Origin of the sequence: Bacteroides zoogleoformans, assembly GCF_002998435.1 — a bacterium.
In the GTDB taxonomy this organism is placed as follows: Bacteria; Bacteroidota; Bacteroidia; order Bacteroidales; family Bacteroidaceae; genus Bacteroides; species Bacteroides zoogleoformans.
The window spans coordinates 1,711,953-1,737,505 of record NZ_CP027231.1 but is presented as its reverse complement, the minus strand read 5'-3'; the positions used below and the strand labels follow the sequence as shown (position 1 = coordinate 1,737,505).

The window sequence follows — 25,553 nt, the reverse complement described above, 5'->3', positions numbered from 1 at the left end:
CATACTTTTGTATTTATCAACCTAATAACTTTATTTATGAACAGATTATTCCGTTTTGCATGCCTGCTCCTTTTCATACTGACAACAGCAAGCATGCGTGGCGCCGGTCCCAAGGACTACCGCTACACCACCGTTCCCAACGACCCGCTGAAAGCACGTATCTACACTTTAGACAATGGTCTGAAGGTTTACATGACAGTGAACAAAGAGAAACCGCGGATACAGACATTTATTGCCGTACGCGTGGGCGGAAAGAACGACCCTGCCGAGACCACCGGACTGGCGCACTATTTCGAACACCTGATGTTTAAGGGAACCACGCACTTCGGCACACAAAACTACGAAGCCGAAAAGCCATTGCTCAACCTAATAGAACAGCAATTCGAGATCTACCGCAGAACGACGGACAGTGTTGCCCGCAGAAACATCTACCACGTCATCGACAGCCTTTCCTACGAGGCGTCCAAACTATCCATTCCCAACGAGTACGACAAACTGATGACCGCCATCGGAGCCAACGGAACGAATGCCTATACCAGCTTCGACGTGACGTGCTATACCGAAGACATACCCGCCAACCAAGTGGAGAACTGGGCAAAGATACAGGCCGACCGATTCGAGAACAGCGTGATTCGCGGTTTCCACACCGAGCTGGAAACAGTGTACGAGGAGAAAAACATGTCGCTCACCCGAGACCCGCGCAAGGTGTACGAAGCCACCCTGTCGGCCCTCTTCCCTCACCACCCTTACGGCACGCAGACTGTACTCGGAACACAGGAGCATCTGAAAAACCCCTCCATCACCAACATCAAGAACTATTACAAAATGTGGTATGTACCCAACAACATGGCTATCTGCCTCAGCGGCGATTTCGACCCTGACCGCATGATTGCCATCGTAGATAAGTACTTCGGTTCACTGAAGCCCAATCCCAACCTGCCCAAGCTGAACTTGGCGAAAGAAGAGCCTATCACCGCCCCGATTGTACGCGAAGTGTTCGGCCCGGATGCCGAAAGTGTGGCATTGGCATGGCGATTCCCCGGAGCAGCCAGCAAAGAAGCCGAAATACTGGACGTGGTATCGCAAATTCTCTATAACGGACAAGCCGGTCTGATTGACCTCGACCTGACTCAACAACAGAAGACATTGAGCGCTTACTGCTATCCCATGACGATGGCCGATTACAGCGCCTTCATGATGCAGGGACGCCCCAAGCAAGGACAAACATTGGACGAGGTGAAAGACCTGCTGCTCGGCGAGGTTAGGAAACTCTGTGACGGAGACTTTGACGAAAAGATATTGGAAGCCAACATCAACAACTTCAAGCTGAGCCAGCTGTACAGATTGGACAGCAACGATGCGCGTGCCAACTGGTTCGTGCAGTCGTTCGTCAATGGCAGCGACTGGGCGGACGAAGTGACCCAACTGAGCCGCATCTCACGATTGACCAAAGCCGACATCGTGGCTTTCGCCAACAGATACCTGAAAGATACGAATTACGCCGTAATCTACAAACGTCAGGGGAAAGATCCGAACGAAAAGAAAATTGCGAAACCCACCATCACTCCCATTTTCATGAACCGCGATGCAACCAGTCCGTTCTTGAAAGACATACAGGAAAGCCAAGTCACTCCCATCGAACCGGTATTCCTCGATTACAGCAAAGACTTGTCGCAACTGAAAACGCAAAGCGGCATCCCTGTGCTCTACAAGCGGAACACGAGCAACGAAACTTTCGAGTTGACCTATCTTTTCGATATGGGCAACAACAACGACAAGACACTGGGTACGGCAGCCCAATACTTGGAATATCTGGGCACGTCGGACATGACTCCCGAACAGGTGAAAAGCGAATTCTACCGCATGGCTTGCAGCTTCAGCGTATATCCCAGCAGCGAACGCACGTATGTGGAACTTTCGGGTTTGAACGAAAACATGCCTGCCGCCATCGCCCTCTTCGAGAAGCTGCTGGCCGATGCGCAAGTCAACAAGGAGGCCTATGCCAACCTCGTGCAAGACATCTTGAAGAAGCGTAAAGACGCCAAACTGAACCAGATGCAAAACTTCTCGCGTTTGATGGGCTACATCAGCTACGGTCCGAAAAACGCGGCGACCAACCTCTTAAGCCAAGCCGAACTGACCGCCATGAACCCGCAAGAGTTGGTAGACCGCATCCATGGGTTGAACGGCTTTAAACACCGAATCCTATACTACGGCCCCGACAGTGAAAAAGACGTGCTTGCTCTTCTGGACAAAGCGCACAAAACCCCGGTCGTGCTGAAAGACATCCCCACGGGCGATGACTTCAAAGAACTGCTTACACCGCAAACCAAGTTCTACATCGCTCCATACGAGGCAAAACAGATTTACATGACCCAGATATCCAACCGGGGAGAGAAATTCGATGTCTCCATCGAACCGGCACGCCAGCTCTACAACGAGTATTTCGGAGGTGGCATGAACTCCATCGTGTTCCAAGAGATGCGCGAAAGCCGCGGATTGGCCTATTCCGCATGGGCAGGCCTCCTGAAACCGACTTACCTGAAAGAAAATTACCGTATGGTGAGTCAGATAGCCACACAGAACGACAAGATGTCCGATGCTATCAAAACATTCAACGACATCATCGAAAACATGCCTCAATCAGAAGCTGCCTTCAAGCTGGCTAAAGAAGGAATGACAGCACGTCTGCGCACTGAACGCATCACGAAGATGGGGATTATCTGGTCGTTCATCAGCGCTCAATATCTGGGCCAGGATGTCGACTCGCGCATCAAGTTGTATAACGACATTCAGGGCATGACACTGAAAGATGTTATCGATTTCCAGAACAAGCGGATAAAAGGACGCACGTACAGCTATGGCATCCTCGGCGACATGAAGGAAATCAATATCGAAGCCTTGAAGGAAATCGCCCCGGTGGTTGAATTGACACAGGAAGATATCTTCGGATACTAAAAAAAGAACAGCCTTTCGGGTGTCACTATATGCCGGACTGCCCGAAAGGCTGTTTATACATTGTTCCGGCGCGGATTACACGGGAAAGCGCAGATTTTAGTTCTGCTTAATCCATATTTTTCCGCATAATCTGCGCCTGAAATATTTGCTGCATGCGTTTTCTTTATCTTAAAGAAATCTGCGCAATCCGCGTCTAAAGAGTTTTTTCGCTACTCCTCATACATCTTGTCTATCAGCTCCTTGTAGTTTTTTGCCACGACAGAACGCTTCAGTTTCAGTGTGTTCGTCAGTTCACCGCGTTCCATGCTGAAAGGTTCGGGCAGCAACGTAAAACGTTTCACCTGTTCGTAATGGGCAAACTGCTGTTGCAAGGTATCGATGCGAGCACGAAACAAAGCCTGCACCTTAGGATGTTGCAACAACTCTTCCACACTGCCGTAGGTAATGCCTTTCTCTCCAGCATACTCCTTAACAAAAGCATAAACGGGAACAATCAGGGCAGAGACGAATTTACGCTCATCGGCAATGATGGCAATCTGATCAATGTAACGGTCTATGCCCAGTTTCGTTTCCAATGCCTGCGGGCAAATGTATTTCCCATTGGACGTCTTAAACAAATCTTTGAGGCGATCCGTCAGATACAGATGACTCTCTTTCAGATAACCCGCATCACCGGTATGGAACCATCCGTCTTCATCAATAGCAGCCGCAGTGGCTACAGGCTTCTTATAATAACCGGTAGTAATGGTTTTGCCACGCAAAAGTATTTCATTGTTTTCGCCAATCTTCACCTCTACGCCGGGCATCACCGTGCCCACGGAACCTATTTCGTATCCTTCATTGAGGAAGCATGAAACGGTAGCCGTCGATTCCGTCAGACCATAACCCACCACCATATTAATACCTACGGAATGTACAAACTCGCAGATCTCATCCGGTACGGCAGCACCTGCCGTAGGGAAGAAGTTGCCGTTCTCGATGCCGATGGTTTTCTTCAATAGTGCGTAAACCGTCTTTTCGTAAAACTTATACTTCAGATGGAGCATCACCGGAGGAGTTTTCCCACGACGCAAGTAATCGATGTTGTGCGCCTTTCCCACCTTGATGGCATCCAGCATCATTGCCTTGCGAAGACCTGTTTCTTGTGCTATCCTCTCCTGCACACCGGCATAGACTTTCTCCCAAAAGCGTGGTACGCTGCACATCAGTGTGGGGCGTATTTCCTTGATGGTAGTCTGAATGTCCTGCGGACGAAGGTTGATACAAACCTGTACCCCCCGGTGGATGCAGAGATAAGTCCATGCTTTCTCAAACACATGCGTCAGCGGAAGAAAGTTCATAGAGACATCCCTATCCGTCATGAAAGGCAGGCGGATATCGTGAATGCGACGTGCTTCGGTGTAGTTGAAATGGTGAAGCATGACCCCCTTCGGCTCGCCGGTGGTGCCGGAAGTATAGAGAATATTGGCAAGGTCGTCGTCAGAGGCAGCAGCTGTGCGCTCTTCCACAACGGTGCCATACGGCGTTTCTTTACCCTGTTCCAGAAACTCGTCGAAATAGATGGAGGTAATATCGCGCGGGTCGCGCACTACGGCACGGTCGAAGATAATGAGCCGCTGCAAGGAAGGGCAGAAACCTAATACACTGAAAGCGGCGTCATACTGAAATTGCTCCCCCACGAACACATAACGTATCTTCGCATCGTTGATGATATACTGCGCTTGTACCGGTGAACTGGTGGCATACAAAGGAATGGTCACCGCCCGATTGGCGAAAGCACCGAAATCAGCATAAAGGCATTCGGGTTTATTCTGCGAGAAAATACCTATATTCTCTTGACTCTCTATCCCTAAAGCAACCATTGCTTGGGCAGTCCGCCGTACCGTCCGCGAAAACTCATTCCAAGAAACCGACACCCACTGAGCAGTTTCATAGTCCCTGTATCTCAGGGCTGTTTTGTCTCCATACTTCTCTGCCTGACGGTGCACCAAGACAGATAAATGATGATAAGTCATAATCCTGTGAATTAATAAATATGCCGCAAAGGTAGTGGTTTCATCTGAAACCATCCGTCTTTTTCAGCATTTATCCGTAAACACTGAAAAAACGTCTAAATTCCTCGCCTTTATATCAAGCGTAGATAACGAAGTACTTCCAGTATATACCAGACCACAAAGAAAAATCCCGGAATTATCAGATCCATCTTGTGAAAGTTTATAAAATTAGGAATGCGAGCCACTATTATAAGAAGTAACCAAACGATGAAAAACTCCCACCAATAGTCTTCCCCGAAAGTCATGTAGTTATAAATAATATCTTTCATTTTTTTGCGTTTTATGTACTCTCAGTCCACAAAAGTACATTTATAAATCACGAAGCGTGAAACTGCAATGCACCATCGTAAAGCCGGGGTCCTGAGAAACCTTTGATACAAATATGGTAATAGCAGCCCACGCTATAGCGTGAGAACCACTATGCCAATCTCTTGCATCAATTTTGAAAATTCTCAGGTTTCAACTTTACAAGATAAGCATAACGCCTCTTTCTTTATTCAATTTCCGGAGTAAGCAGCCTTATTCCGGCGGCAAAAATAATAAAAAAAGGTAAAGGCCACATTGGAAATAAGATGAATTCGATTCCTTTTGTTAAGTTTGTTTTCCTTTTATCCTTTCTCAGGATTTATACGTAATTTTGCATTCAAAACAGATAATAACTCCACAGCATTATGAACTACGACATACCCGGCTTAGCGTCAGAAGCCATCGGACTGCTGAAGTCGCTCATCAGCATCCCCTCCATAAGCCGCGATGAAGAGAAGGCGGCTGACTTCCTGCAAAGCCACATCGAAATGCAAGGCATGGCTACGGGCAGAAAAGGCAACAACATATGGTGTCTCAGCCCGATGTTCGACCTGAAAAAACCCACCATCCTGTTGAACTCCCACATAGATACGGTGAAACCCGTAAGCGGGTGGAGAAAAGACCCGTTTGTACCCGCACAGGAAAGCAACGGAAAACTGTACGGACTGGGCAGTAACGATGCCGGCGCAAGCGTAGTCAGCCTGCTGCAAGTGTTCCTACAGCTGTGCCGCACCACACAAACCTACAATCTGGTCTTTCTTGCCTCGTGCGAAGAAGAAGTATCGGGCAAGGATGGCATAGAAAGCGTATTGCCGGAATTACCTCCCATACAATTTGCCATTGTGGGCGAACCGACGGAAATGCAACCTGCCGTGGCAGAGAAAGGGCTGATGGTGCTGGACGTGACCGCAACCGGCAAATCAGGACATGCCGCACGAAATGAAGGAGACAACGCTATTTACAAGGTATTGGAAGATATTGCCTGGTTCCGCGATTATCGCTTTGTAAAAGAATCACCCCTGCTGGGTCCGGTAAAGATGAGTGTGACTGTAATAAATGCCGGAACGCAACACAACGTCATTCCCGATCGCTGCACGTTTACGGTGGACATACGCGGCAATGAATGCTACAGCAACCGCGAACTGTTTGACGAGATAAAGAAGCATATCACCTGCCAAGCCACTCCCCGTTCTTTCCGTTTAAGTTCGTCGCACGTACCGCTCGAACACCCTGTCGTGCAGAAAGCCATTGCCATGGGGCGAACACCTTTCGGCTCACCTACGCTGTCCGACCAAGCCTTGATGACGTTCCCCTCCCTGAAGATGGGACCCGGAAAGAGTGCACGCTCTCATACGGCCGATGAGTTTATCTTCATCAAAGAGATTGAAGAAGCCATCGCACTTTATCTGGAGCTGCTGGATGGGATAAAGATTTAATCTCTTTACCTGTTGAGCCACGCCTCGGGATTCAGCTTCTCCTTTTCCTTTCTCAACTGGAAGTGAAGCACCGTGCGCCCACCGCTCGCTCCATCGGAAAAGATTTCTCCAAGCGCCTGCTTGGTGACGACATTGTCGCCCTGCTTCACCGAAACGGAAGAAAGATTGCAATATACTGAAATGTAATTGCCGTGGCGGACAAGAATGTTGAACAATCCGTTCAATTGGAACACCGCCGCCACCTTACCGTTGAAGATGGCACGGGCCTGCGCGCCCGGTCTGCCTTGAATGTCAATGCCTTTATTATCGAGCTTGACGTTGCGCAATCCCTCTACGGCATACTGACCGTAGTGGCTGACAATAATATAAGCACCGGTGATGGGCATCGGCAGTTTTCCCCGATTATTGACAAAACTGCCGGAAAGTTCACGGTCGGTCTTGCTCATGGAATAAGTCTCCAAAGGCATCTTTTGGGGTCTATTCTCCGTCTTCTCACCCGCCTTTTTGCGTGCGGCGGTTTCGCGCCGCGCCTCTTCCTCGGCACGCTTACGGGCTTTTTCTATCTCTTCGGCTATCAACCGGTCAATGCGGGCGTTCAGCCGATCGGCCTCGCGACGTTTCTTCCCGATTTCATCCTGCAAGCCCCGCTGTTTCTTCTTCAGGTTGGCAACCAGTGTCTTTTTCTCTTTCTCTTGCACCTCCAAGCGGGCTTTTTCGGCCTCACGCTCCTTCAGCAAGCCTTCTTTGGCGGCCTTTACCTGCCGGAGCTCCTCCTGCTTACGATTCACCTGCTCCTGTTTTTTCAAAACCTCTTCGCCTTGCAGACGCTGGTAGGTGGCATATTCGCGCACATAACGCATGCGGCGGTAGGTTTGAGCCAGCGTCTGGGCAGAGAAGATAAACATCAGCTTCTCTTCGATGGAACGATTCTTATATAGATATTGAACAGACGATTCGTACTTCTGCTTCTTGTCTTTCAAATCGTTTTGCAGGCGCACAAGCTGACGCCCTAACACGCCCAACTCACGTTCTATCGCCTCAACATCATTGTTTATGGCAAGGATATAACGCTTCCGTTCTTCTATCTGCCCGGTCAGTGCGGCAAGGCCACTGAGCTGACTTCCCACATCTTTCCGCGTAGTGACCAACAGCGTCTCCGACTCCGCAATCTGCTTTTGCAAATTCACGCGTCGGCTTTCAAGCTCTTTGATCAGCTTATTAGACTGAGCATGAATCGGAAGAGCCAGACAGCAGCAAGTTATAAGAACAGAAAAGAAACGTTTCATGAATGATATATATTGATTAAAGATTCATCAACATCTCCAGCAATTCCTCCAATTCCACCTTTCTATACTTTTGCGAGAGTTGAGTGGGAGACAACGTGAATCCCTTGTTCGAGAAATCTGAAAAGACGAGTTTTCCTTTCGCCAGAGAGGGAATGCCCAGCTCCCTGCCCGTCAGTGTCTTTTTGCCATCGGGTTTGGAAGCGGCATAGAGCAGCTTCTCCAGCCGGGCGAAATCAGCTTTCTTGGGCAGTACGCGCCTCAGCTCTTTGCGCGTGGCCTGCACGTAACGCTTTCCCATACGGTCTACCAGCATAATAGTATCCGGTGTGACCTCCATACGCGCCACCTCCGTGCGGAGAATAGGCATCAGGAAAGAGAGTTGCATGCGCTCACCCTCTTTCAGTTTCATGGTGCCGTTCACTGTGAGCACAGCATCCTTATGAGGAACTGTCAGTTGTACTTTGGAGGAAAGATAACCGGTATCTTCGGCATCCTTACCGACCATGCGCGAAGTCTTACATCCGGCAAGGCATATGGCAAGCAAAAGCATCAAAGGCAAATAGCGGAATGCTTTCAGTACAGTTCTATTGAGCAGGTTTGTTTTCATCGACTATGTATTTCTTTTTCTGAATTTTCTGTTTCAACGTATCGGAGCGGTTACCTCCATCCCAAGCTTGTTTCCAGAAATTCATGGCTCCTTCCGCATCGCCCGTCATGTAGTAGATGTCACCGCAATGCTCTACCACCACGTTGCTTTTCTCGGTATCGTTCTTCACGGCTTCGTCTATGTAGAGCCTTGCTTCGGCATAGTTTCCCTTCACAAACAATATCCACGCATAAGTGTCGAGGTAAGTGGGATTGTTCGGATCGGCCTTTACAGTCTTGTAGCTCATCTCTTCCGCTTTGTCCAAGTCACGACGTTCCAAGGAGAGGTAGTAGGCATAATTGTTCAGCGTATCGATGTTCGACGGGTTATAGACCAAAGACGAGTCGTAGGCGGCATAGGCATCGAGATTGCGGCTCTTGGTATGGTAGATATCGCCCATAATGGCATAGAAGTTCGACACCATTTCCTTATTGCTCTCGTCGGTGACATGCGTCAGCGCTTTGAGGCAAACGTTCAGGGCATCGTCCAAGCGTTCCGCCTGATTATAAGAAATGACCAGATAGTAATAAAACTCCAGCATATCGGGATTCGACTCCACTCCGGCTTCACACAGGGCCATCAAATCCTTGTTGTCTTCCTTGCGCACGGCCTCGCCCACAAGCATCATACGTGCTGCCGTATTGGTGGGGTCGATGACCAACACTTGCCTCAGCACCGGCCACGTCTGTTCGTTCATCTTTTTCGAAAGAAGATATTGGGCATACAGCATCGGCAGACCGGTGTCGTCGGGGTCTTGCTCCATGATGCGGTCGAAGAGGGTGAGCACACGGGTACTGTCTCGCCCTTCCTGTTCATTTTGCACAATGAAACGGCGCATCACGTTCACTTTCACATCCGAAGCTACTTTCCTGTTCAGGAGCAGCGTGTCCAACTGCTGTTCGTAAAGTTCCTTCTGCCCCGTCTGATCGTAATAAGAGGCCAACGAGTACATGGCCATTACGTTGTCGGGTTCCTCGGTCAGCACTTTCTTGTAAATGTCGTAGGCCTTGTCGCTCTTGCCGTTCTGCATATAAGCATCGCCCAGCACCACCTGATAGCGCATGTCGCTGGGATATTCCTCCACCAGGCTCTCTATCTCATGAAAAGCGCGCTTATCGTCTTTCTGCTGCAAATAAATGCGGAACTTCTCCATGCTGAGCTGTTCGCTCTTGCCTATTTTTTTCTCTAACTTGTTCAGTATGCCGATTACCTTGTCGTAGGTCTCGGCCTTGTTGTAGATTTCCAACAAACTATACAGCGGATCCATCCTATCGGAGAAACGTGTTGCCATTTTTTCCAGCAGTTCCGTAGCCTGGTCCGTTTCGTTTTGCTGCATATAGATACCGACCAAGGCCTGACTATACCAATAATTGTCAGGAGCATTCTCTACCGCTTTTTCCAGAGCGGCCTGCGCCAACGTCACTTGTTTGAGGAATAAGTAATATTGGGCTATCTCGTACAAAGCCGAAGGATCATCGGGAGCAATCGTCAGGCAGTGTTGCAGCAAGTCGAAAGCTGCGGCATATTCTTTCCGCACCTTTAAGCGTGCCGCCTCAAGGAAGAAGTAGTCGTAGCGCCGCTGCTCCTCGTCGGTGAGCTGTGGCGTCGGATGGGCATCCTGCTTTTTAAGTTTTTTCTTGTCTTTCTTGACTGCCCCATTCGCGGTGACAACAGGAATCAAAGCCGCGACTGTACCGCCAACAACACCTCCGACCAAGGCACCGCACGAAGAGCAGGTCAGAGAAAAGAGCAAGAAAAACGTTACCTGTCTGATATATTTCATTCTTCGCATCTTAAATCCTCATTTTTTTCCTGTATGTCCGAAACCGCCGGCACCACGTTCGGTCTCGTCCAGCACCTCTGTTTCCAGCCAAACGGCTTGCTCGTGGCGGGCTATCACCATTTGGGCTATGCGTTCGCCGTCTTCTATCACAAAGGCTTCGGCAGAAAGGTTGATGAGGATGACACAGATTTCACCGCGATAATCGGCGTCAATGGTTCCGGGAGAGTTCAACACCGTGATGCCCTTTTTCAGGGCCAGCCCGCTGCGGGGACGCACTTGCGCTTCAAATCCTGCGGGCAGGGCGATATAAAGTCCTGTAGGCACCAGACATCTTTGCATTGGGGCCAACGTAATCGGCCTGTCGAGGTTGGCACGAAGATCCATTCCGGCAGATAATTCAGTGGCATAAGCAGGAAGAGGATGCTTTGACTTGTTGATTATTTGTACATTCAGCATGATCCACAAATTACGGGTTGTTATTAATCACGAAAGGCAGGAGGCACAATGCCGGCTCTTCAAGAGCCACGAATGCCGCCTGTCACATTTAATGGGCGAAAATACGGAATTTGATACAAAATAATGGTACATTTGCAGTTAAATAATAAGAAAGCTCGGGAAGAAAAGCCAAGCAAACTTCAACAGCCCCTAAATTGATTTGAATATATGGATTGGAACACGCTTATATCTGCCAAGCGCTTCGGATTGGAAGAGTTTCACCGCGAACGGCACGAAAACCGCTCGGAGTTTCAACGAGACTACGACCGTCTTGTTTTTTCCGCCCCGTTTCGCCGATTGCAGAACAAGACACAAGTATTCCCTTTGCCGGGTAGCGTCTTTGTTCACAACCGACTGACGCACAGCTTAGAGGTGTCGTGTGTGGGACGTTCGTTGGGTAACGATGTGTCGAAGGCCATCCTTGCCCGCCGCCCGGAGTTGCAGCACTCCTTTCTGCCCGAAATCGGTTCGATTGTTTCGGCCGCTTGCCTGGCTCACGATTTGGGCAACCCTCCCTTCGGCCATTCGGGCGAACGAGCCATTTCCACCTACTTCTCCGAAGGCAAAGGAATAGATTTGAAAGCGCATCTCACATCCGCCCAATGGGAAGACTTGACGCACTTCGAAGGAAATGCCAATGCTTTCCGACTGCTCACCCATCAGTTTGAAGGCCGGCGAAAAGGGGGCTTCGTTCTCACTTACCCCACTCTGGCAAGCATTGTGAAATATCCTTTCTCATCAAGTCTGGCAGGAAAGAAGTCGAAGTTCGGTTTCTTCACCACGGAAGAGGAGAGCTTCCGCCGCATTGCCGAAGAGTTGGGGATGAAAAAACTGAACGATGCCCCGCTGAGATACGCCCGCCACCCGCTGGTATATCTTGTGGAAGCTGCCGACGACATCTGCTATCAGATGATGGACATCGAGGATGCTCACAAACTGAAGATTCTTACCTCAAAAGAGACACAGGAATTGCTGCTATCCTATTTCACCGACGAACGAAAGAAGCATATGCTCAAGACGCTGGAGATTGTCAGCGACGTCAATGAACAGATAGCCTACCTGCGCTCCAGCACCATCGGACTGCTCATCGGCGAGTGCACCGAGGCATTCTTGAACAATGAAGAGAAGATTCTGGAAGGAGAGTTTGAGGGAAACCTCATCCGGCACATCTCCGCACGGCCTGCCGCAGCCTACAAGCATTGTGCCGACGTTTCGATGAAGAAGATCTATCGTTCGCAGGACGTATTGGACATCGAGTTGGCGGGTTTCCGCATCATCAGCACGTTGCTCGAGCTGATGATTGATGCCGTGCGATCGCCGGAAAAGGCGTATTCGCAACTGCTCATCAACCGCGTATCCGATCAATACAACATAAAGGCATCCGCACTCTACGAGAAAGTACAAGCGGTGCTTGATTACATATCGGGCATGACGGATGTGTATGCGCTCGACCTTTACCGCAAGATAAACGGAAACAGTCTGCCGGCGGTGTAGATAGAGGTTAGGTCAGGAATAAAGATGAAGGCGTCTGAAAAATCTCTTTCCGCAAGCACGTCGCGCATCACAATCAACCGCTAACAGCCGCTTTTGTACACCACTTTGTTTGCGCCTGATGTCAGCCGGCACGCTTCCGGTTCACTCTCTATGAACGACTGTATGTGGCGCACGCGTTTCTCTGCCAAAATCTCATCCACGGCAATCAGAATGCCTGTCTCCTCCACATCGCCGAAACCGTAGTTGATGGCTGTACCGAACATACGCATCGTGGGGCTGAGCCCCATGTAAGCATTCACTAAAGGAGGAATATTATAGCCCAGTCTGCGTATCTCACTATTCAGTATTTTATAATCTTCTTTGAAGGTATCTTTACAGAACAAAGCCTCCAACTCTTTCTCGTCCGACTCTAAAACCAGCGATTTCGTCGGGATAATCAAGTTATCTTTATCGGCAAAATGCTTCCGGAGGAAATAAAGAATCATATCGCGTCCCTGCCGATGATAGCTGGGGTACATGGTGACCTTTCCAAAGAAATACCTCACGTTTGGCATCACTACCGTCAATGCACCCAACCCGTCCCACAAATTATCCAAAGCAAACAACCCTTTGCTGTCGTTGCGCGTAGACTGGTATTCCAAGGTGACGAACGAACGCCCCAACTCGATGGTGGTAGGAAGATACTCCTTGAGGAATTTTTCGGAGAAGTTGAACATATGCGCCGTAGCCAATACAGGAGCACCATGTTCGTCCAAACGTACATCCGTGCCCAAAATATAACGATAGCCGCCCAAAATTTCTTCAGCCTCCGGATTCCATACAATCAGTTGCTTGTAGGGGTTCTCCATCACGTCATACTCATCTATATCCATGGACTTGCCGGTTCCTCCTCCCGCAGCACGAAACGCAATCTCACGCAAACGCCCTATCTCCCTCATCGTGTTCGGCGAATCCTGAGCCGTGATGATGTATATCTGGTTGTTGCTTCTGTTCGTCATGCGTAAGCGCCTCTCCTCAGTCAACTCTGCTTTCAGCAATTCCTTGCTCACCGGTTCAATAATATCTTCCATATTCTCTGTCAGTAGTACTTCTTTTAAGTAAAAAACAATCTTTCTACAATCTATATACGATGTCCTTCACATACTGCGCCCACTCCACAGGCGTCTTCGACTTATCGAATGTCTGCCACGGTATCGGTTTGCCTATCGTGATAGTAAAGGTTTTGTGGCGGTTTTTCAGCATCTCGTCTGCCAGATAAAGCATGGCTATATTGAACTTGATGCCCAAAGCCTTGCACAGATTGGCAAGGTTGTAAAAAAAATTGGAGTTGCGTCCCTCAAAATGAACAGGAACCACATTGCGTTTTGCTTCGACACTCTTCACTATGAACGTCTTTTTCCACTCCAGGTCGCGAATCACACCGTTCTGCCTGCGCGAGCACAACCCGGCCGGAAACATAATCAACTGGTTGTCCGAAGCAAAACCCGCTTCCACCATTTTGGGGAAATCCTTGCCCTGCTTTCCGGTTTTGTTGATGGGGATGCAGAGCGGTGCCAATCCGTGCAGATTCATCAGCAGGTCATTGACCATGTATTTCACCTTTCCATCGTAGAAAGTGCCCAATACATAGCCCAACGCCACTCCATCTTGTCCGCCCAAGGGATGATTGGAGACAAAAGTATAAAGCCCCTCTTTGGACAAATTCTCTTTTCCCTTCACCACGATGTGCGCATCGAGGAAATCTAAAGTCGATTTCAGGAAATCCACCCCGACTTTGTCTTTCGATTCGCGCAAAAAGACATTCAGTTCATCTTGATGTACAATGCGCTTCAGATAAGAAACGACGAATTTAGGAATGTAGCGGACTTTCCCCGGAGCTTTCTCCCGGAGTATCTTATCTATATCTATCAAAAATAAAGCGTCGTCAGTCATTCTTCGTTTGAGTGAAATGAATGCGCAAAATAACTCATCTTTTTAATTAATCACAAAAAAAACAGCAGAAAACTGCACCTAAACTCTATCAAATAACACCCGAAATCTATCAATTGACAATTTATACCCCAAAGAATGTCTGAAATCCGTAGGTTGAAGAGGATGATAGTTCATAAACTTGCAACATCGAATTCAAAGACAAACAAAAGAAAATATAGCACTTATGAACAGTATCAATTTTAAGACAGATTTAATAAGAGTTCAAGATGATTTATTACGCTTTGCATATAAGCTTACCGCCAACCGCGAAGAAGCCAACGACCTTTTACAGGAAACCTCGCTGAAGGCTCTGGACAACGAAGATAAATACATGCCCGACACCAATTTCAAAGGATGGATATACACCATCATGCGCAACATCTTCATAAACAATTACCGCAAGGTGGTACGCGACCAGACGTTCGTTGACCAGACAGATAACCTCTACCACCTGAACCTTCCGCGTGACACAGCTTTCGAAAGCACCGAAAGTGCATATGACCTGAAGGAGATGCACCGCATTGTCAACGCCTTGCCGCGCGAGTACAAAATCCCGTTTGCCATGCACGTCTCCGGCTTCAAGTATCGAGAAATAGCTGATAAGCTGGAACTTCCCTTGGGCACGGTGAAGAGCCGCATCTTCTTTACCCGCCGGAAATTACAACAAGAATTGAAGGATTTTGTTTAGCCGTCTCCGCATATCCTCCGTATCACCTCCGTATCACCTCCGTATATCCTCCGTATTACCTCCGTATCAACTCCGTATCACCTCCGTATATCCTCCGTATTACCTCCGTATCAACTCCGTATCACCTCCGTATATCCTCCGTATCAACTCTGCTTCTATAGATGCGGAGAAGGTATGGGGCAGACACGGGGCGGATACGGAGTTGTTTTGTTCTACCTGCAACAGCCTATATCCCATCACTTAAACCGCAAAAACACACCCAATAAGTCGGTTGTCCCCGATAATACAGCATCTACCGGCAAGCGCTAAGCACGTCAATCCCCCACCGACAAAGCATTCCGGAAATATATTCATTATCAAATGAATAAATAATTAACAAGGTGTTGATAACTTCTCTGTAAGATTTTTATAAAAAGATAGTGGGGAATTGTGGGGAAATGTGTATTTTTACCGTCGCTTATTATAATAGAGTAAGAAATGATGCAATTCTTAGGAAATATAGAGGCCAAGACGGATGCCAAAGGACGAGTCTTCATCCCCGCCGCATTTCGGAAACAGCTCCAAGCCGTTTCCGAAGAAAGGCTTGTGCTTCGCAAAGACGTGTATCAAGACTGCTTGGTGCTCTATCCCGAAAGTGCATGGTTTGCCACGCAAAACCTGCTCAGAAGCAAATTGAACAGATGGGATGCCGGACAACAAATGATTTTCCGCCAATTCGTGAGCGACGCCGAAGTTGTAATCCCCGACGGTAACGGACGTATCCTGATACCGAAACGATACTTGCAGATGGCAGGCATTCAGAGCGATGTCCGCTTCATCGGCATGGACAATACCATAGAAATATGGGCGAAAGAGCGTGCCGATAAGCCGTTCATGCCTTCCGAAGCATTCAGTCAAGCCCTCGAAGAAGCGCTTGGAAGTTCAAATAACAACCAGGAAAAGAGAGACGTGATAACAAAAGATTGACCGTTACCGGATTTATGACGAACCGACTAAGAAGATGGAAGAAGAACCGATATACCACATCCCCGTATTGCTGAAGCCAGCCGTAGAGGCAATGAACATCCGCCCGGAGGGTACGTATGTGGACGTCACCTTTGGCGGCGGAGGGCATTCGCGCGAAATTCTTTCCCGCCTGAAAGCAGGAGGACGACTGCTGGCGTTCGACCAAGACGAGGATGCGGAATGCAACATCATGGACGACCCGCGCTTCACGTTCGTGCGCAGCAACTTCCGCTACTTGCACAACTTCCTGCGCTATCACGGCATCGAACAAGTAGACGCCGTACTGGCCGACCTCGGCGTTTCTTCCCACCACTTCGATGACAGCGACCGAGGTTTTTCTTTCCGGTTTGAGGGCGCACTGGACATGCGCATGAACAAACGTGCCGGAGCCTCCGCCGCCGACGTAGTGAATACGTACGACGAAGAGCGGCTGGCCGATGTCTTCTATCTGTACGGCGAGCTGAAGAACAGCCGCAAACTGGCATCCGCCATCGCAAAAGCACGCGCCGGCGGGAGGATTGAAACCATCGGCGAGTTCCTGAACATCGTCAGGCCGTTCTTCGGACGCGAACGCGAGAAGAAAGAACTGGCAAAAGTGTTTCAGGCACTGCGCATCGAAGTCAATCAAGAGATGGAGGCGCTGAAAGAAATGCTCTGCGCCGCCACGAAAGCATTGAAGCCCGGAGGACGATTGGTGGTGATTACCTACCATTCTCTGGAAGACCGCCTGGTGAAGAACATCATGAAGACCGGCAACGTGGAAGGCAAGGCGGAGAAAGATTTCTACGGCAACGTGCAGACACCGTTTCGGCCGGTCAACAACAAAGTGATTGTCCCCGACGAAGAGGAGGTGACGCGAAACCCGCGTTCGCGAAGCGCCAAGCTGCGCATTGCGGAGAAGACAGAACAATGATATGAAAGAGGAAAATGCAGAGAAAACAAAAAAGCGCACCTCGCTGAAGAGCATCCTCGGAGGCGATATTCTGGCTACGGACTTCTTCCGCCGTCAGGCAGGACTGTTGTTTCTCATCACGGTGCTTGTCATCGTTTACATCAACAACCGCTACGAATGTCAACAGCAACTGATAGAGATAGACAACCTCAAAAAACAACTGACAGATATCAAGTATGACGCCCTGACACGCAGCTCGGAGTTGATGGAACGGAGCCGCCAGTCGCGCATCGAAGAATACATCGCTACCAAAGAGAGCGACTTGCAAACCTCTACGCATCCGCCTTATCTCATTTGGAAGAAACCCTGAAAAGAGCCGGCAATGCGCCTCTGAATAGCAAAACCCGTTAAATCAAGAGATATAAGACTTTGGCTGTAAACAAAAAAAAGATAATGACCCGTTACTTCTTCGTCATCCTCCTGCTGGGGTTGATGGGGATAGCCATTATCGTAAAAGGCGCCATGATTATGTTTGCCGAACGGCAATATTGGCACGATGTGGCAGACCGTTTTGTCAGAGAGAACGTAACGGTGAAACCTAATCGCGGAAACATTCTCTCTTCTGACGGAAAGCTGATGGCAAGCTCACTGCCCGAATATAAAATCTTCATGGACTTCATGTCCGGCGAAAGAGACGAAGACCGGCGCAGAAAAGACCAGCAACGCAAAGATTCTATCTGGAAAATCAATTTCGACTCTATTTGCATAGGCCTTAACCGGATTTTTCCGGACATCAGCACAGCGACTTTTAAGAACCACTTGCGCAAAGGACGAGAACTGAAAAGCCGAAACTACAACATCCTTCCCAACCGCAACAGGCGTATCTCTTACATTCAGTATAAAGAAACGAAACGGTTGCCGGTGTTCAAGATGAGCAAATACAAGGGAGGCTTCCACGAACAGATATACAACCAACGCAAGAAACCCTTCGGTTCGTTGGCCGCGCAGACTTTGGGACGACTGTATGCCGACACGGCAATGGGCGCACGCAACGGCCTTGAATTGGCTTTCGACACTTTGCTCAAAGGACGAGACGGCATCACCCACCGCCAAAAGGTGATGAACAAATTCCTCAACATCGTGGATGTGCCGCCTGTAGACGGGTGCGACATCATCTCCACCATCGACGTGGGCATGCAAGACATTTGCGAGAAGGCGCTGATGGACAAACTGAAAGAAATCAATGCCAACGTAGGCGTGGCCGTACTGATGGAGGTGGCCACCGGCGAAGTGAAAGCCATCGTCAACCTGATGAAAGCGGGCGACGGAAACTACTACGAAATGAACAGCAACGCCATCAGCGACATGATGGAACCCGGCTCTACGTTCAAGACCGCCTCCATCATGGTAGCGCTGGAAGACGGAAAAATCACCCCGGACACCGAAGTAGATACGGGTAACGGCATCATGAGAATGTATGGCAGCAACATGAAAGACCATAACTGGCACCGCGGAGGTTATGGAAAGATAAATGTGACACGCATTCTGGAGGTGTCTTCCAACATCGGCGTCTCTTACCTCATAGACAAGCACTACAAAGACAATCCGCAGAAATACGTGGACGGCTTGAAGCGGATGAGCATAGATCAACCGTTGCACTTGCAGATTGCTGGTGAAGGAAAGCCCAACATCAAAGGGCCCAAAGAGCGTTACTTCGCCAAAACCACCTTGCCGTGGATGAGCATAGGCTACGAAACTCAGGTGCCGCCCATGAACATACTGACGTTCTACAACGCCATAGCCAACAATGGCGTCATGGTGCGCCCCAAATTCGTGAAAGCGGCCGTGAAAGAGGGAGAGACGGTAAAAGAATATCCTACCGAGATTATCAATCCGAAAATCTGTTCCGACCGTACATTGACGCAAATACGCGAAATACTCCGCAGGGTGGTGTCCGACGGATTGGCAAAACCGGCGGGAAGCAAACAGTTCTCGGTAGCGGGGAAAACGGGTACGGCACAGATTTCGCAAGGAACGTCCGGATATAAATCCGGTCAAATGAACTATTTGGTAAGTTTCTGCGGTTATTTCCCGTCCGAAGCTCCCAAATACAGCTGCATCGTGTCTATACAAAAGCCCGGACTTCCTGCCTCGGGAGGATTGATGGCAGGCAGCGTCTTCGGTAAAATAGCGGAAAGGGTATATGCCAAAGACCTGCGCTTCGACCTGCGCGGCGCCATAGACAGCACCACGAACGTAATCCCCACCGTAAAAGCGGGAGCAATGAATGAGGCGTTCCTTGTGCTGAACGAACTGAAGGTTCCCGTCAGAAAGGAATTCTCCGGACAGGGAAGAAAAGAGACGTGGGGACATACACAGGCTGCCCCGTCGGCCGTCCTTCTGCAAGACGGCACATCGACTTCGAGTACAGCCGTGCCCAATGTGGTGGGCATGGGAGCGAAAGATGCCGTCTACTTGCTGGAAAGCAAAGGCCTGAAAGTAAGGCTGGACGGTGTGGGCCAGGTGAAGAATCAGTCGATAGCCGGAGGCAGTCGGGCAGTGACGGGGCAGACAATAACCTTGACGCTGCACTGACACCCGAAGGAGGAAGGTAGAAATAGAGTGAAGATTCACAAGATACTATATATAATAAGGTGTAGGTACACTTGACATAAAAACGATAAGAGGATTTGTGATGGAATTGAGTGATTTGTTGAAAGCGATACAGCCGGTTAAGATAATCGGAAGTACGGACATAGAGATTACGGGAGTAAACATCGACTCCCGTCTGATAGAAGCCGGACATCTGTTTATGGCAATGCGCGGCACGCAAACCGACGGACATGCCTACATTCCGGCTGCCATCGGCAAAGGTGCCGTTGCCGTGCTATGCGAAGAGCTGCCGGAAGAACCGGAAGCCGGCATCACCTATATTCAGGTGAAAGATTGCGAAGATGCCGCGGGGAAAGCGGCTACCGCTTTTTATGGCGACCCTACTTCCAAGATGGAACTTGTGGGCGTAACCGGAACCAACGGGAAGACGACTGTAGCCACCTTGCTATACGATACATTCCGCTATTTCGGCTATAAAGCGGGATTGATTTCTACGGTATGCAACTACATAGACGATCGTCCCGTACCGACCGAGCACACCACTCCAGACCCTGTTACCTTGAATCGTTTGCTGGGCGAGATGGCCGACGCCGGATGCAAATACGCTTTCATGGAAGTCAGCTCCCACTCCATCGCACAGAAACGAATCAGCGGTCTGAAGTTTGCCGGCGGCATCTTCACCAACCTCACCCGCGACCATCTGGATTATCACAAGACGGTGGAGAATTACCTCAAAGCCAAAAAGAAATTCTTCGATGATATGCCCAAGAATGCTTTCAGCCTGACTAATCTGGACGATAAGAACGGATTGGTGATGACGCAGAATACACGTTCGAAGGTTTACACTTACTCTCTGCGCAGCCTCAGCGACTTCAAGGGGAAGGTGCTGGAATCGCATTTTGAAGGTATGCTGCTCGACTTCAACAACCACGAGCTGGCCGTGCATTTCATCGGGAAATTCAATGCAAGCAATCTGCTGGCCGTATTCGGCGCCGCCGTGTTGCTGGGCAAGAAAGAGGAAGAGGCGTTGATAGCCCTCAGTACGCTTCGTCCCGTGGCCGGGCGTTTCGAAGCCATTCGTTCTCCCAAAGGCGTTACTGCCATTGTGGACTATGCCCATACGCCGGATGCGCTGGTCAATGTGCTGAATGCCATCCACGGAATATTGGAGGGAAGAGGCAAGGTTATCACCGTGTGCGGTGCCGGCGGTAACCGCGATAAAGGCAAGCGCCCCATCATGGCGAAAGAAGCGGCACGACTGAGCCACCGCCTCATCATCACTTCGGACAATCCGCGCTTCGAAGAGCCGCAAGACATCATCGACGATATGCTGGCAGGACTCGACAAAGACGACCTGCAAAAGACAATCTGCATTGCCGACCGCCGGGAAGCCATCAAAACCGCCTGCATGTTTGCACAGCCGGGAGACGTGATTCTCGTTGCCGGAAAAGGACACGAGAATTATCAGGAGATAAAAGGAGTGAAACATCACTTCGACGATAAGGAAGAGTTGAAAGCCATTCTGAATCAGGAATAAGAGAACAAACCTATAAGAAGACAGAGAGATTATGCTTTACTATTTATTTCAATGGTTAGACCGGTATGACTTCCCCGGCGCCGGAATGTTTGGATATACGTCATTCAGGTCGCTGATGGCCATCATCCTGGCACTGCTCATCTCGAGCATTTGGGGAGATAAGTTCATCAACCTGCTGAAGCGCAAACAAATCACCGAAACACAACGTGACGCCGGCATCGACCCGTTCGGCGTAAATAAGACAGGCGTACCCAGTATGGGGGGCATCATCATCATCGTCGCCATTCTCATTCCTTGCCTGCTGTTAGGCAGGCTGGGAAACGTGTACATGATATTGATGCTGGTGACAACCGTCTGGTTGGGTTCGCTGGGATTTGCGGACGATTACATCAAGATATTCAAGAAAGACAAGGAAGGACTGCACGGAAAATTCAAAATCATCGGGCAGGTAGGTCTGGGACTTATCGTGGGGATGACGCTCTACCTCAGTCCGCAGGTAGTCATCCGCGAAAACATAGAGCAACAAAAGCCTGACGGACAAATAGAGGTGGTGCATGCCGCCAAAGAAATCAAGGCCACGCAAACCACCATTCCGTTCTTCAAGAGCAATAACTTCGATTATTCCGACCTGGCAGGCTTCATGGGCGAACATGCCCAGACAATCGGATGGGTTTTGTTCGTCATCATCACCATCTTCGTGGTCACCGCCGTATCAAATGGAGCCAACCTGAACGACGGCATGGACGGCATGGCTGCCGGAAACTCCGCTATCATCGGACTGACGTTGGGAATACTGGCCTACGTGTCCGGCCACATAGAATATGCCGGCTATCTGAACATCATGTATATCCCGGGGTCGGAGGAACTGGTAATCTTTATCTGCGCCTTCATCGGCGCCCTCATCGGCTTCTTGTGGTACAATGCCTATCCGGCCCAAGTATTCATGGGCGATACGGGCAGCCTGACCATAGGAGGAATCATTGCCGTATATGCCATCATCATACACAAGGAGTTGCTGATACCCATTCTTTGCGGCGTATTCCTCGTAGAGAACCTGTCGGTCATTCTGCAACGCTTCTACTACAAGGCAGGGAAACGGAAGGGCGTGAAGCAACGCCTCTTCAAACGCACACCGATACACGACCACTTCCGCACCGGCATGAATCTGGTGGAGCCGGGCTGCAAGGTGGTATTTACCAAACCGGACAAGCTGTTTCACGAATCGAAGATTACCGTCCGTTTCTGGATTGTGACCATCATGCTGGCAGCAATAACGATTATAACATTGAAGATAAGATAAAAGCGAAAGAAACAGATATGAGTAGAATAGTTGTTTTAGGAGCCGGCGAGAGCGGTGCAGGAGCTGCCGTACTGGCCAAGACGAAAGGCTTCGACACGTTTGTATCGGACATGTCGGTCATTAAAGACAAGTATAAAGAGCTGCTGAACAAACACGGCATTGCGTGGGAAGAAGGCCGGCACACGGAAGAGCTGATTCTGAATGCCGACGAAGTGGTGAAAAGCCCGGGCATCCCCAACGATGCTCCGCTCATTCTGAAACTGAAAGAGAAGGACACGCCCGTCATCTCGGAAATAGAATTTGCAGGCCGCTACACCAATGCCAAAATGGTGTGCATCACCGGCTCGAACGGAAAAACCACCACCACCTCGCTCATCTACCATATCTTTAAGAGTGCGGGCCTGAACGTGGGACTGGCAGGGAATATCGGCAAAAGTCTGGCATTGCAGGTGGCCACCGAACAGCACGACTATTACGTGATTGAGCTCAGCTCTTTCCAACTGGACAATATGTATAACTTCCGTGCCAACATAGCCGTACTGATGAACATCACCCCCGACCATCTGGACCGTTACGACCACTGCATGCAGAAGTATATAGATGCCAAATTCCGTATCACACAAAACCAGACGCCGGAAGACGCTTTCGTCTTTTGGAACGAAGACCCCATCATCAAGCAGGAGTTGGACAAGCACGGACTGAAAGCTCATCTCTATCCGTTTGCCGCGGTGAAAAAAGATGGAGCCATTGCCTATGTGGAAGACGGAGAGATAGAAATCAACGAACCGATAGCTTTCAACATGGAGCAAGAGAAGCTGGCACTGAGCGGAAGGCACAACTTATATAACTCGCTGGCCGCCGGCATATCCGCCAACGTTGCCGGCATCAAAAAGGAATATATCCGCAAAGCCTTGTCCGACTTCAAGGGAGTGGAACATCGGTTGGAGAAAGTGTGCACTGTGCGCGGCGTGCACTTCATCAACGACTCCAAGGCAACAAACGTAAACTCCTGCTGGTACGCCCTGCAAAGCATGACCACCAAAACGGTATTGATTATCGGCGGCAAGGACAAGGGCAATGACTATACGGAAATAGAAGACCTTGTCCGCGAGAAGTGTTCCGCTCTCGTCTATCTGGGCTTGCACAATGAAAAGCTGCACGACTTCTTCGACCGTCTGGGCTTGCCCGTAGCCGATGTACAGACCGGAATGAAAGATGCCGTGGACGCAGCCTTCAGGTTGGCGAAGAAAGGCGAAACCGTGCTGCTCAGCCCTTGCTGCGCCTCGTTCGACCTCTTCAAGAACTATGAAGACAGAGGAGACCAATTCAAGGACTGCGTGAGAGCCCTGTAGCAGACAAATGTTGCATATAGCCTTCAACAGAGAGGCACCTGTGATATTCTACCTTTTTATTATCATACACTTAAAGACCGAGAAACATTGGATTTATTAAGAAGCATATTCAAGGGTGACAAAGTGATCTGGATTATCTTCCTCTTCCTTTGTCTCATCTCCATCATAGAGGTGTTCAGTGCCGCCAGTACGCTGACTTATAAGAGCGGCGACCATTGGGGGCCCATCACGCAGCACAGCATTCTTCTGATGGTAGGTGCCGTGATTGTGGTATTGGTACACAACATCCCCTACAAATGGTTTCAGGCATTCCCGGTATTCTTGCTGCCTGTCTCCATCGGGCTGTTGGCTTTTGTCATGCTGATGGGATTCATCACAGGCGACCGCGTGAACGGTGCCGCCCGATGGATGACGTTCATGGGCATCCAGTTCCAACCATCGGAAATAGCGAAAATGGCCGTCGTCATCGTCACCGCTTTTATCCTTTCGCGGGGACAGAACGAAAACGGAGCAAGTCCGAGAGCCTTCAAACGCATCATGATTGTCACCTGCCTCGTCTGCGGACTCATCCTGCCGGAAAACTACTCGACCGGGATGCTGCTTTTCGGAACCGTATATCTGATGATGTTCATCGGGCGGGTGCCCGCCAAAAAACTGGTGATACTGGGCGGAGGGCTCCTTGCTTTCGGCGCACTGTTCATCACTTTCCTGCTTGCCACACCGAACGACACGCTCAAGAAGATTCCGATGGGACACCGCCTTACAACCGTGAAATCGCGTATCGCCGACTTCACCGGCAAGGAAGAGATACCGGCAGCCAAATTCGACATAGATGGAGACGGACAAGTGGCGCATGCACGCATTGCCGTAGCCACGAGCAACGTTGTGGGCAAAGGGCCGGGCAACTCCGTGCAACGCGACTTCCTGAGTCAGGCTTTCTCCGATTTCATCTACGCCATCATCATTGAAGAATTAGGCCTTCTGGGCGGAGGTTTCGTGGTGTTTCTCTACGTCTGCCTGCTGGTACGTGTGGGACGTATCGCCAAGAAGTGCGACCGGACATTCCCGGCTTTCCTCATCATGGGGATAGCCTTATTACTCGTCACGCAAGCGCTGTTCAACATGATGGTTGCCGTAGGATTGGCCCCCGTCACCGGACAACCGTTGCCACTCATCAGCAAAGGCGGTACATCCACCTTTATCAATTGTGCCTACATCGGCATGATACTAAGCGTCAGCCGCTACACGGCCAAACTGGAAGAACAGCGGTTGCACGATGCGCAAATCCCCCTGCTGGTAGATGCCGGGGGAGCGGAAGAGCAGGAGTCTTCCGCAATCAGCGATGCACAGACGGCGGCTGACCCGACGGCAGAAATGCTGAACAGCGATGCCGAATTTAAGTAACCGAAATTCGAGAGAAGAAAGAGAAGAAGATATCAATGGAAAAGATGCTCCGATTATGCAAAATACAGCCTCAGGAGGCACTCACAGAGGCCTTAATCCATAACGACAAGTCTCGTATATGCGACATACCCAGCGTCGTATATGCGACATGCTCAACGTCGTATATGCGACATACCCAACGTCGTATATGCGAGACCATGCACGTCGAATATACGAGGCAAACGGCGAGAAATATGCGAGTATTTAAGGGATAAATGATACCTTATTCTTACATCGAATTCAGGTTAAATAAATCCGATGACAAGCGATAACTGAAAAGACAATATAAAGAAA

19 protein-coding genes are annotated in these 25,553 nt (G+C 49.7%); 12 read left to right on the top strand and 7 right to left on the bottom strand.

Annotated elements, in window-relative coordinates; all coding sequences use genetic code 11:
* Positions 1–36: 36 nt before the first annotated feature.
* Positions 37–2,958 carry a M16 family metallopeptidase gene (locus C4H11_RS07280; RefSeq protein ID WP_106041067.1) on the top strand — a complete coding sequence of 974 codons (2,922 nt, stop codon included), beginning with the start codon at positions 37–39 and terminating at the stop codon, positions 2,956–2,958.
* A 209-nt stretch (positions 2,959–3,167) separates the two neighbouring features.
* On the opposite strand, the gene C4H11_RS07275 is transcribed toward C4H11_RS07280, so the two are convergent.
* Positions 3,168–4,973, bottom strand: a complete 1,806-nt coding sequence (locus C4H11_RS07275) for an AMP-dependent synthetase/ligase (protein WP_106043214.1) — start codon at positions 4,971–4,973, stop codon at positions 3,168–3,170.
* Between the two features lie 710 nt (positions 4,974–5,683).
* On the opposite strand from C4H11_RS07275, the gene C4H11_RS07265 reads away from it, so the two are divergent.
* Positions 5,684–6,754: a M20 family metallo-hydrolase gene (locus tag C4H11_RS07265; protein ID WP_106041065.1), complete on the top strand. Its 1,071-nt coding sequence runs from the start codon at positions 5,684–5,686 to the stop codon at positions 6,752–6,754.
* Between the two features lie 5 nt (positions 6,755–6,759).
* Here the strand turns inward: C4H11_RS07265 and C4H11_RS07260 are convergent, their stop codons facing one another.
* The 4 genes from C4H11_RS07260 to dut are packed head-to-tail and all read right to left on the bottom strand — an operon-like array spanning position 6,760 to position 10,922.
* Positions 6,760–8,040 carry a murein hydrolase activator EnvC family protein gene (locus C4H11_RS07260; RefSeq protein WP_106041064.1) on the bottom strand — a complete coding sequence of 427 codons (1,281 nt, stop codon included), beginning with the start codon at positions 8,038–8,040 and terminating at the stop codon, positions 6,760–6,762.
* A gap of 16 nt (positions 8,041–8,056) precedes the next feature.
* A complete protein-coding gene (locus tag C4H11_RS07255) occupies positions 8,057–8,647 on the bottom strand; it encodes a DUF4292 domain-containing protein (RefSeq protein WP_106041063.1) in 591 nt (196 codons plus the stop codon).
* On the bottom strand, positions 8,625–10,469 hold the full coding sequence (locus C4H11_RS07250) for a tetratricopeptide repeat protein (protein ID WP_106041062.1): 1,845 nt from the start codon (positions 10,467–10,469) through the stop codon (positions 8,625–8,627). The genes C4H11_RS07255 and C4H11_RS07250 overlap by 23 nt, the downstream gene beginning before the upstream one ends.
* An 18-nt stretch (positions 10,470–10,487) precedes the next feature.
* Complete coding sequence (dut, locus tag C4H11_RS07245; RefSeq protein ID WP_106043212.1) at positions 10,488–10,922, bottom strand: dUTP diphosphatase; 435 nt, start codon at positions 10,920–10,922, stop codon at positions 10,488–10,490.
* A gap of 210 nt (positions 10,923–11,132) precedes the next feature.
* On the opposite strand from dut, the gene C4H11_RS07240 reads away from it, so the two are divergent.
* On the top strand, positions 11,133–12,458 hold the full coding sequence (locus C4H11_RS07240) for a deoxyguanosinetriphosphate triphosphohydrolase (RefSeq protein ID WP_106041061.1): 1,326 nt from the start codon (positions 11,133–11,135) through the stop codon (positions 12,456–12,458).
* Positions 12,459–12,538: 80 nt separating this feature from the next.
* Here the strand turns inward: C4H11_RS07240 and C4H11_RS07235 are convergent, their stop codons facing one another.
* Together C4H11_RS07235 and C4H11_RS07230 are read right to left on the bottom strand one after the other, a co-directional pair.
* Positions 12,539–13,528 (bottom strand): GNAT family N-acetyltransferase, encoded by a 990-nt coding sequence (locus C4H11_RS07235; protein WP_106041060.1) that lies wholly within the window; start codon positions 13,526–13,528, stop codon positions 12,539–12,541.
* A 43-nt stretch (positions 13,529–13,571) separates the two neighbouring features.
* Positions 13,572–14,390, bottom strand: coding sequence for a 1-acyl-sn-glycerol-3-phosphate acyltransferase (locus C4H11_RS07230; RefSeq protein ID WP_106041059.1), 819 nt, complete (start codon positions 14,388–14,390; stop codon positions 13,572–13,574).
* A 223-nt stretch (positions 14,391–14,613) separates the two neighbouring features.
* Here C4H11_RS07230 and C4H11_RS07225 point away from each other — a divergent pair, with 223 nt between their 5' ends.
* The 9 genes from C4H11_RS07225 to C4H11_RS07185 all read left to right on the top strand — a co-directional run bounded on the left by C4H11_RS07225 (position 14,614) and on the right by C4H11_RS07185 (position 25,220).
* The gene (locus tag C4H11_RS07225; RefSeq protein WP_106041058.1) at positions 14,614–15,117 is read left to right on the top strand and encodes an RNA polymerase sigma factor; all 504 of its coding nucleotides are present in this window, start codon (positions 14,614–14,616) and stop codon (positions 15,115–15,117) included.
* A 477-nt stretch (positions 15,118–15,594) separates the two neighbouring features.
* Positions 15,595–16,083, top strand: coding sequence for a division/cell wall cluster transcriptional repressor MraZ (gene mraZ, locus C4H11_RS07220; protein ID WP_106041057.1), 489 nt, complete (start codon positions 15,595–15,597; stop codon positions 16,081–16,083).
* A gap of 34 nt (positions 16,084–16,117) precedes the next feature.
* Entirely contained in the window at positions 16,118–17,035 is a 918-nt protein-coding gene (gene rsmH / locus C4H11_RS07215) for a 16S rRNA (cytosine(1402)-N(4))-methyltransferase RsmH (protein ID WP_106041056.1), read from the top strand.
* Position 17,036: 1 nt separating this feature from the next.
* Positions 17,037–17,384, top strand: coding sequence for an FtsL-like putative cell division protein (locus C4H11_RS07210; RefSeq protein ID WP_106041055.1), 348 nt, complete (start codon positions 17,037–17,039; stop codon positions 17,382–17,384).
* Positions 17,385–17,467: 83 nt separating this feature from the next.
* Positions 17,468–19,609, top strand: a complete 2,142-nt coding sequence (locus C4H11_RS07205) for a penicillin-binding protein (protein ID WP_106041054.1) — start codon at positions 17,468–17,470, stop codon at positions 19,607–19,609.
* 100 nt (positions 19,610–19,709) lie between these two features.
* Entirely contained in the window at positions 19,710–21,164 is a 1,455-nt protein-coding gene (locus C4H11_RS07200; protein WP_106041053.1) for a UDP-N-acetylmuramoyl-L-alanyl-D-glutamate--2,6-diaminopimelate ligase, read from the top strand.
* A gap of 31 nt (positions 21,165–21,195) precedes the next feature.
* Positions 21,196–22,464 (top strand): phospho-N-acetylmuramoyl-pentapeptide-transferase, encoded by a 1,269-nt coding sequence (gene mraY, locus C4H11_RS07195; protein ID WP_106041052.1) that lies wholly within the window; start codon positions 21,196–21,198, stop codon positions 22,462–22,464.
* A gap of 17 nt (positions 22,465–22,481) precedes the next feature.
* Positions 22,482–23,816, top strand: a complete 1,335-nt coding sequence (murD, locus tag C4H11_RS07190; RefSeq protein WP_106041051.1) for a UDP-N-acetylmuramoyl-L-alanine--D-glutamate ligase — start codon at positions 22,482–22,484, stop codon at positions 23,814–23,816.
* An 87-nt stretch (positions 23,817–23,903) separates the two neighbouring features.
* Positions 23,904–25,220 (top strand): FtsW/RodA/SpoVE family cell cycle protein, encoded by a 1,317-nt coding sequence (locus C4H11_RS07185; protein ID WP_106041050.1) that lies wholly within the window; start codon positions 23,904–23,906, stop codon positions 25,218–25,220.
* Positions 25,221–25,553: the final 333 nt, after the last annotated feature.

Excerpts from the sequence above, each read along its gene's own strand:
- C4H11_RS07280 (WP_106041067.1), top strand. The coding sequence starts at position 37 with ATGAACAGATTATTCCGTTTTGCATGCCTGCTCCTTTTCATACTGACA.
- mraZ (WP_106041057.1), top strand. The coding sequence starts at position 15,595 with ATGATGCAATTCTTAGGAAATATAGAGGCCAAGACGGATGCCAAAGGA.
- C4H11_RS07275 (WP_106043214.1), bottom strand. The coding sequence starts at position 4,973 with ATGACTTATCATCATTTATCTGTCTTGGTGCACCGTCAGGCAGAGAAG.
- C4H11_RS07230 (WP_106041059.1), bottom strand. The coding sequence starts at position 14,390 with ATGACTGACGACGCTTTATTTTTGATAGATATAGATAAGATACTCCGG.
- mraY (WP_106041052.1), top strand. The coding sequence starts at position 21,196 with ATGCTTTACTATTTATTTCAATGGTTAGACCGGTATGACTTCCCCGGC.
- C4H11_RS07240 (WP_106041061.1), top strand. The coding sequence starts at position 11,133 with ATGGATTGGAACACGCTTATATCTGCCAAGCGCTTCGGATTGGAAGAG.
- C4H11_RS07260 (WP_106041064.1), bottom strand. The coding sequence starts at position 8,040 with ATGAAACGTTTCTTTTCTGTTCTTATAACTTGCTGCTGTCTGGCTCTT.
- C4H11_RS07235 (WP_106041060.1), bottom strand. The coding sequence starts at position 13,528 with ATGGAAGATATTATTGAACCGGTGAGCAAGGAATTGCTGAAAGCAGAG.
- C4H11_RS07210 (WP_106041055.1), top strand. The coding sequence starts at position 17,037 with ATGAAAGAGGAAAATGCAGAGAAAACAAAAAAGCGCACCTCGCTGAAG.
- C4H11_RS07250 (WP_106041062.1), bottom strand. The coding sequence starts at position 10,469 with ATGAAATATATCAGACAGGTAACGTTTTTCTTGCTCTTTTCTCTGACC.
- C4H11_RS07265 (WP_106041065.1), top strand. The coding sequence starts at position 5,684 with ATGAACTACGACATACCCGGCTTAGCGTCAGAAGCCATCGGACTGCTG.
- C4H11_RS07205 (WP_106041054.1), top strand. The coding sequence starts at position 17,468 with ATGACCCGTTACTTCTTCGTCATCCTCCTGCTGGGGTTGATGGGGATA.
- C4H11_RS07225 (WP_106041058.1), top strand. The coding sequence starts at position 14,614 with ATGAACAGTATCAATTTTAAGACAGATTTAATAAGAGTTCAAGATGAT.
- rsmH (WP_106041056.1), top strand. The coding sequence starts at position 16,118 with ATGGAAGAAGAACCGATATACCACATCCCCGTATTGCTGAAGCCAGCC.
- murD (WP_106041051.1), top strand. The coding sequence starts at position 22,482 with ATGAGTAGAATAGTTGTTTTAGGAGCCGGCGAGAGCGGTGCAGGAGCT.
- C4H11_RS07200 (WP_106041053.1), top strand. The coding sequence starts at position 19,710 with ATGGAATTGAGTGATTTGTTGAAAGCGATACAGCCGGTTAAGATAATC.
- C4H11_RS07255 (WP_106041063.1), bottom strand. The coding sequence starts at position 8,647 with ATGAAAACAAACCTGCTCAATAGAACTGTACTGAAAGCATTCCGCTAT.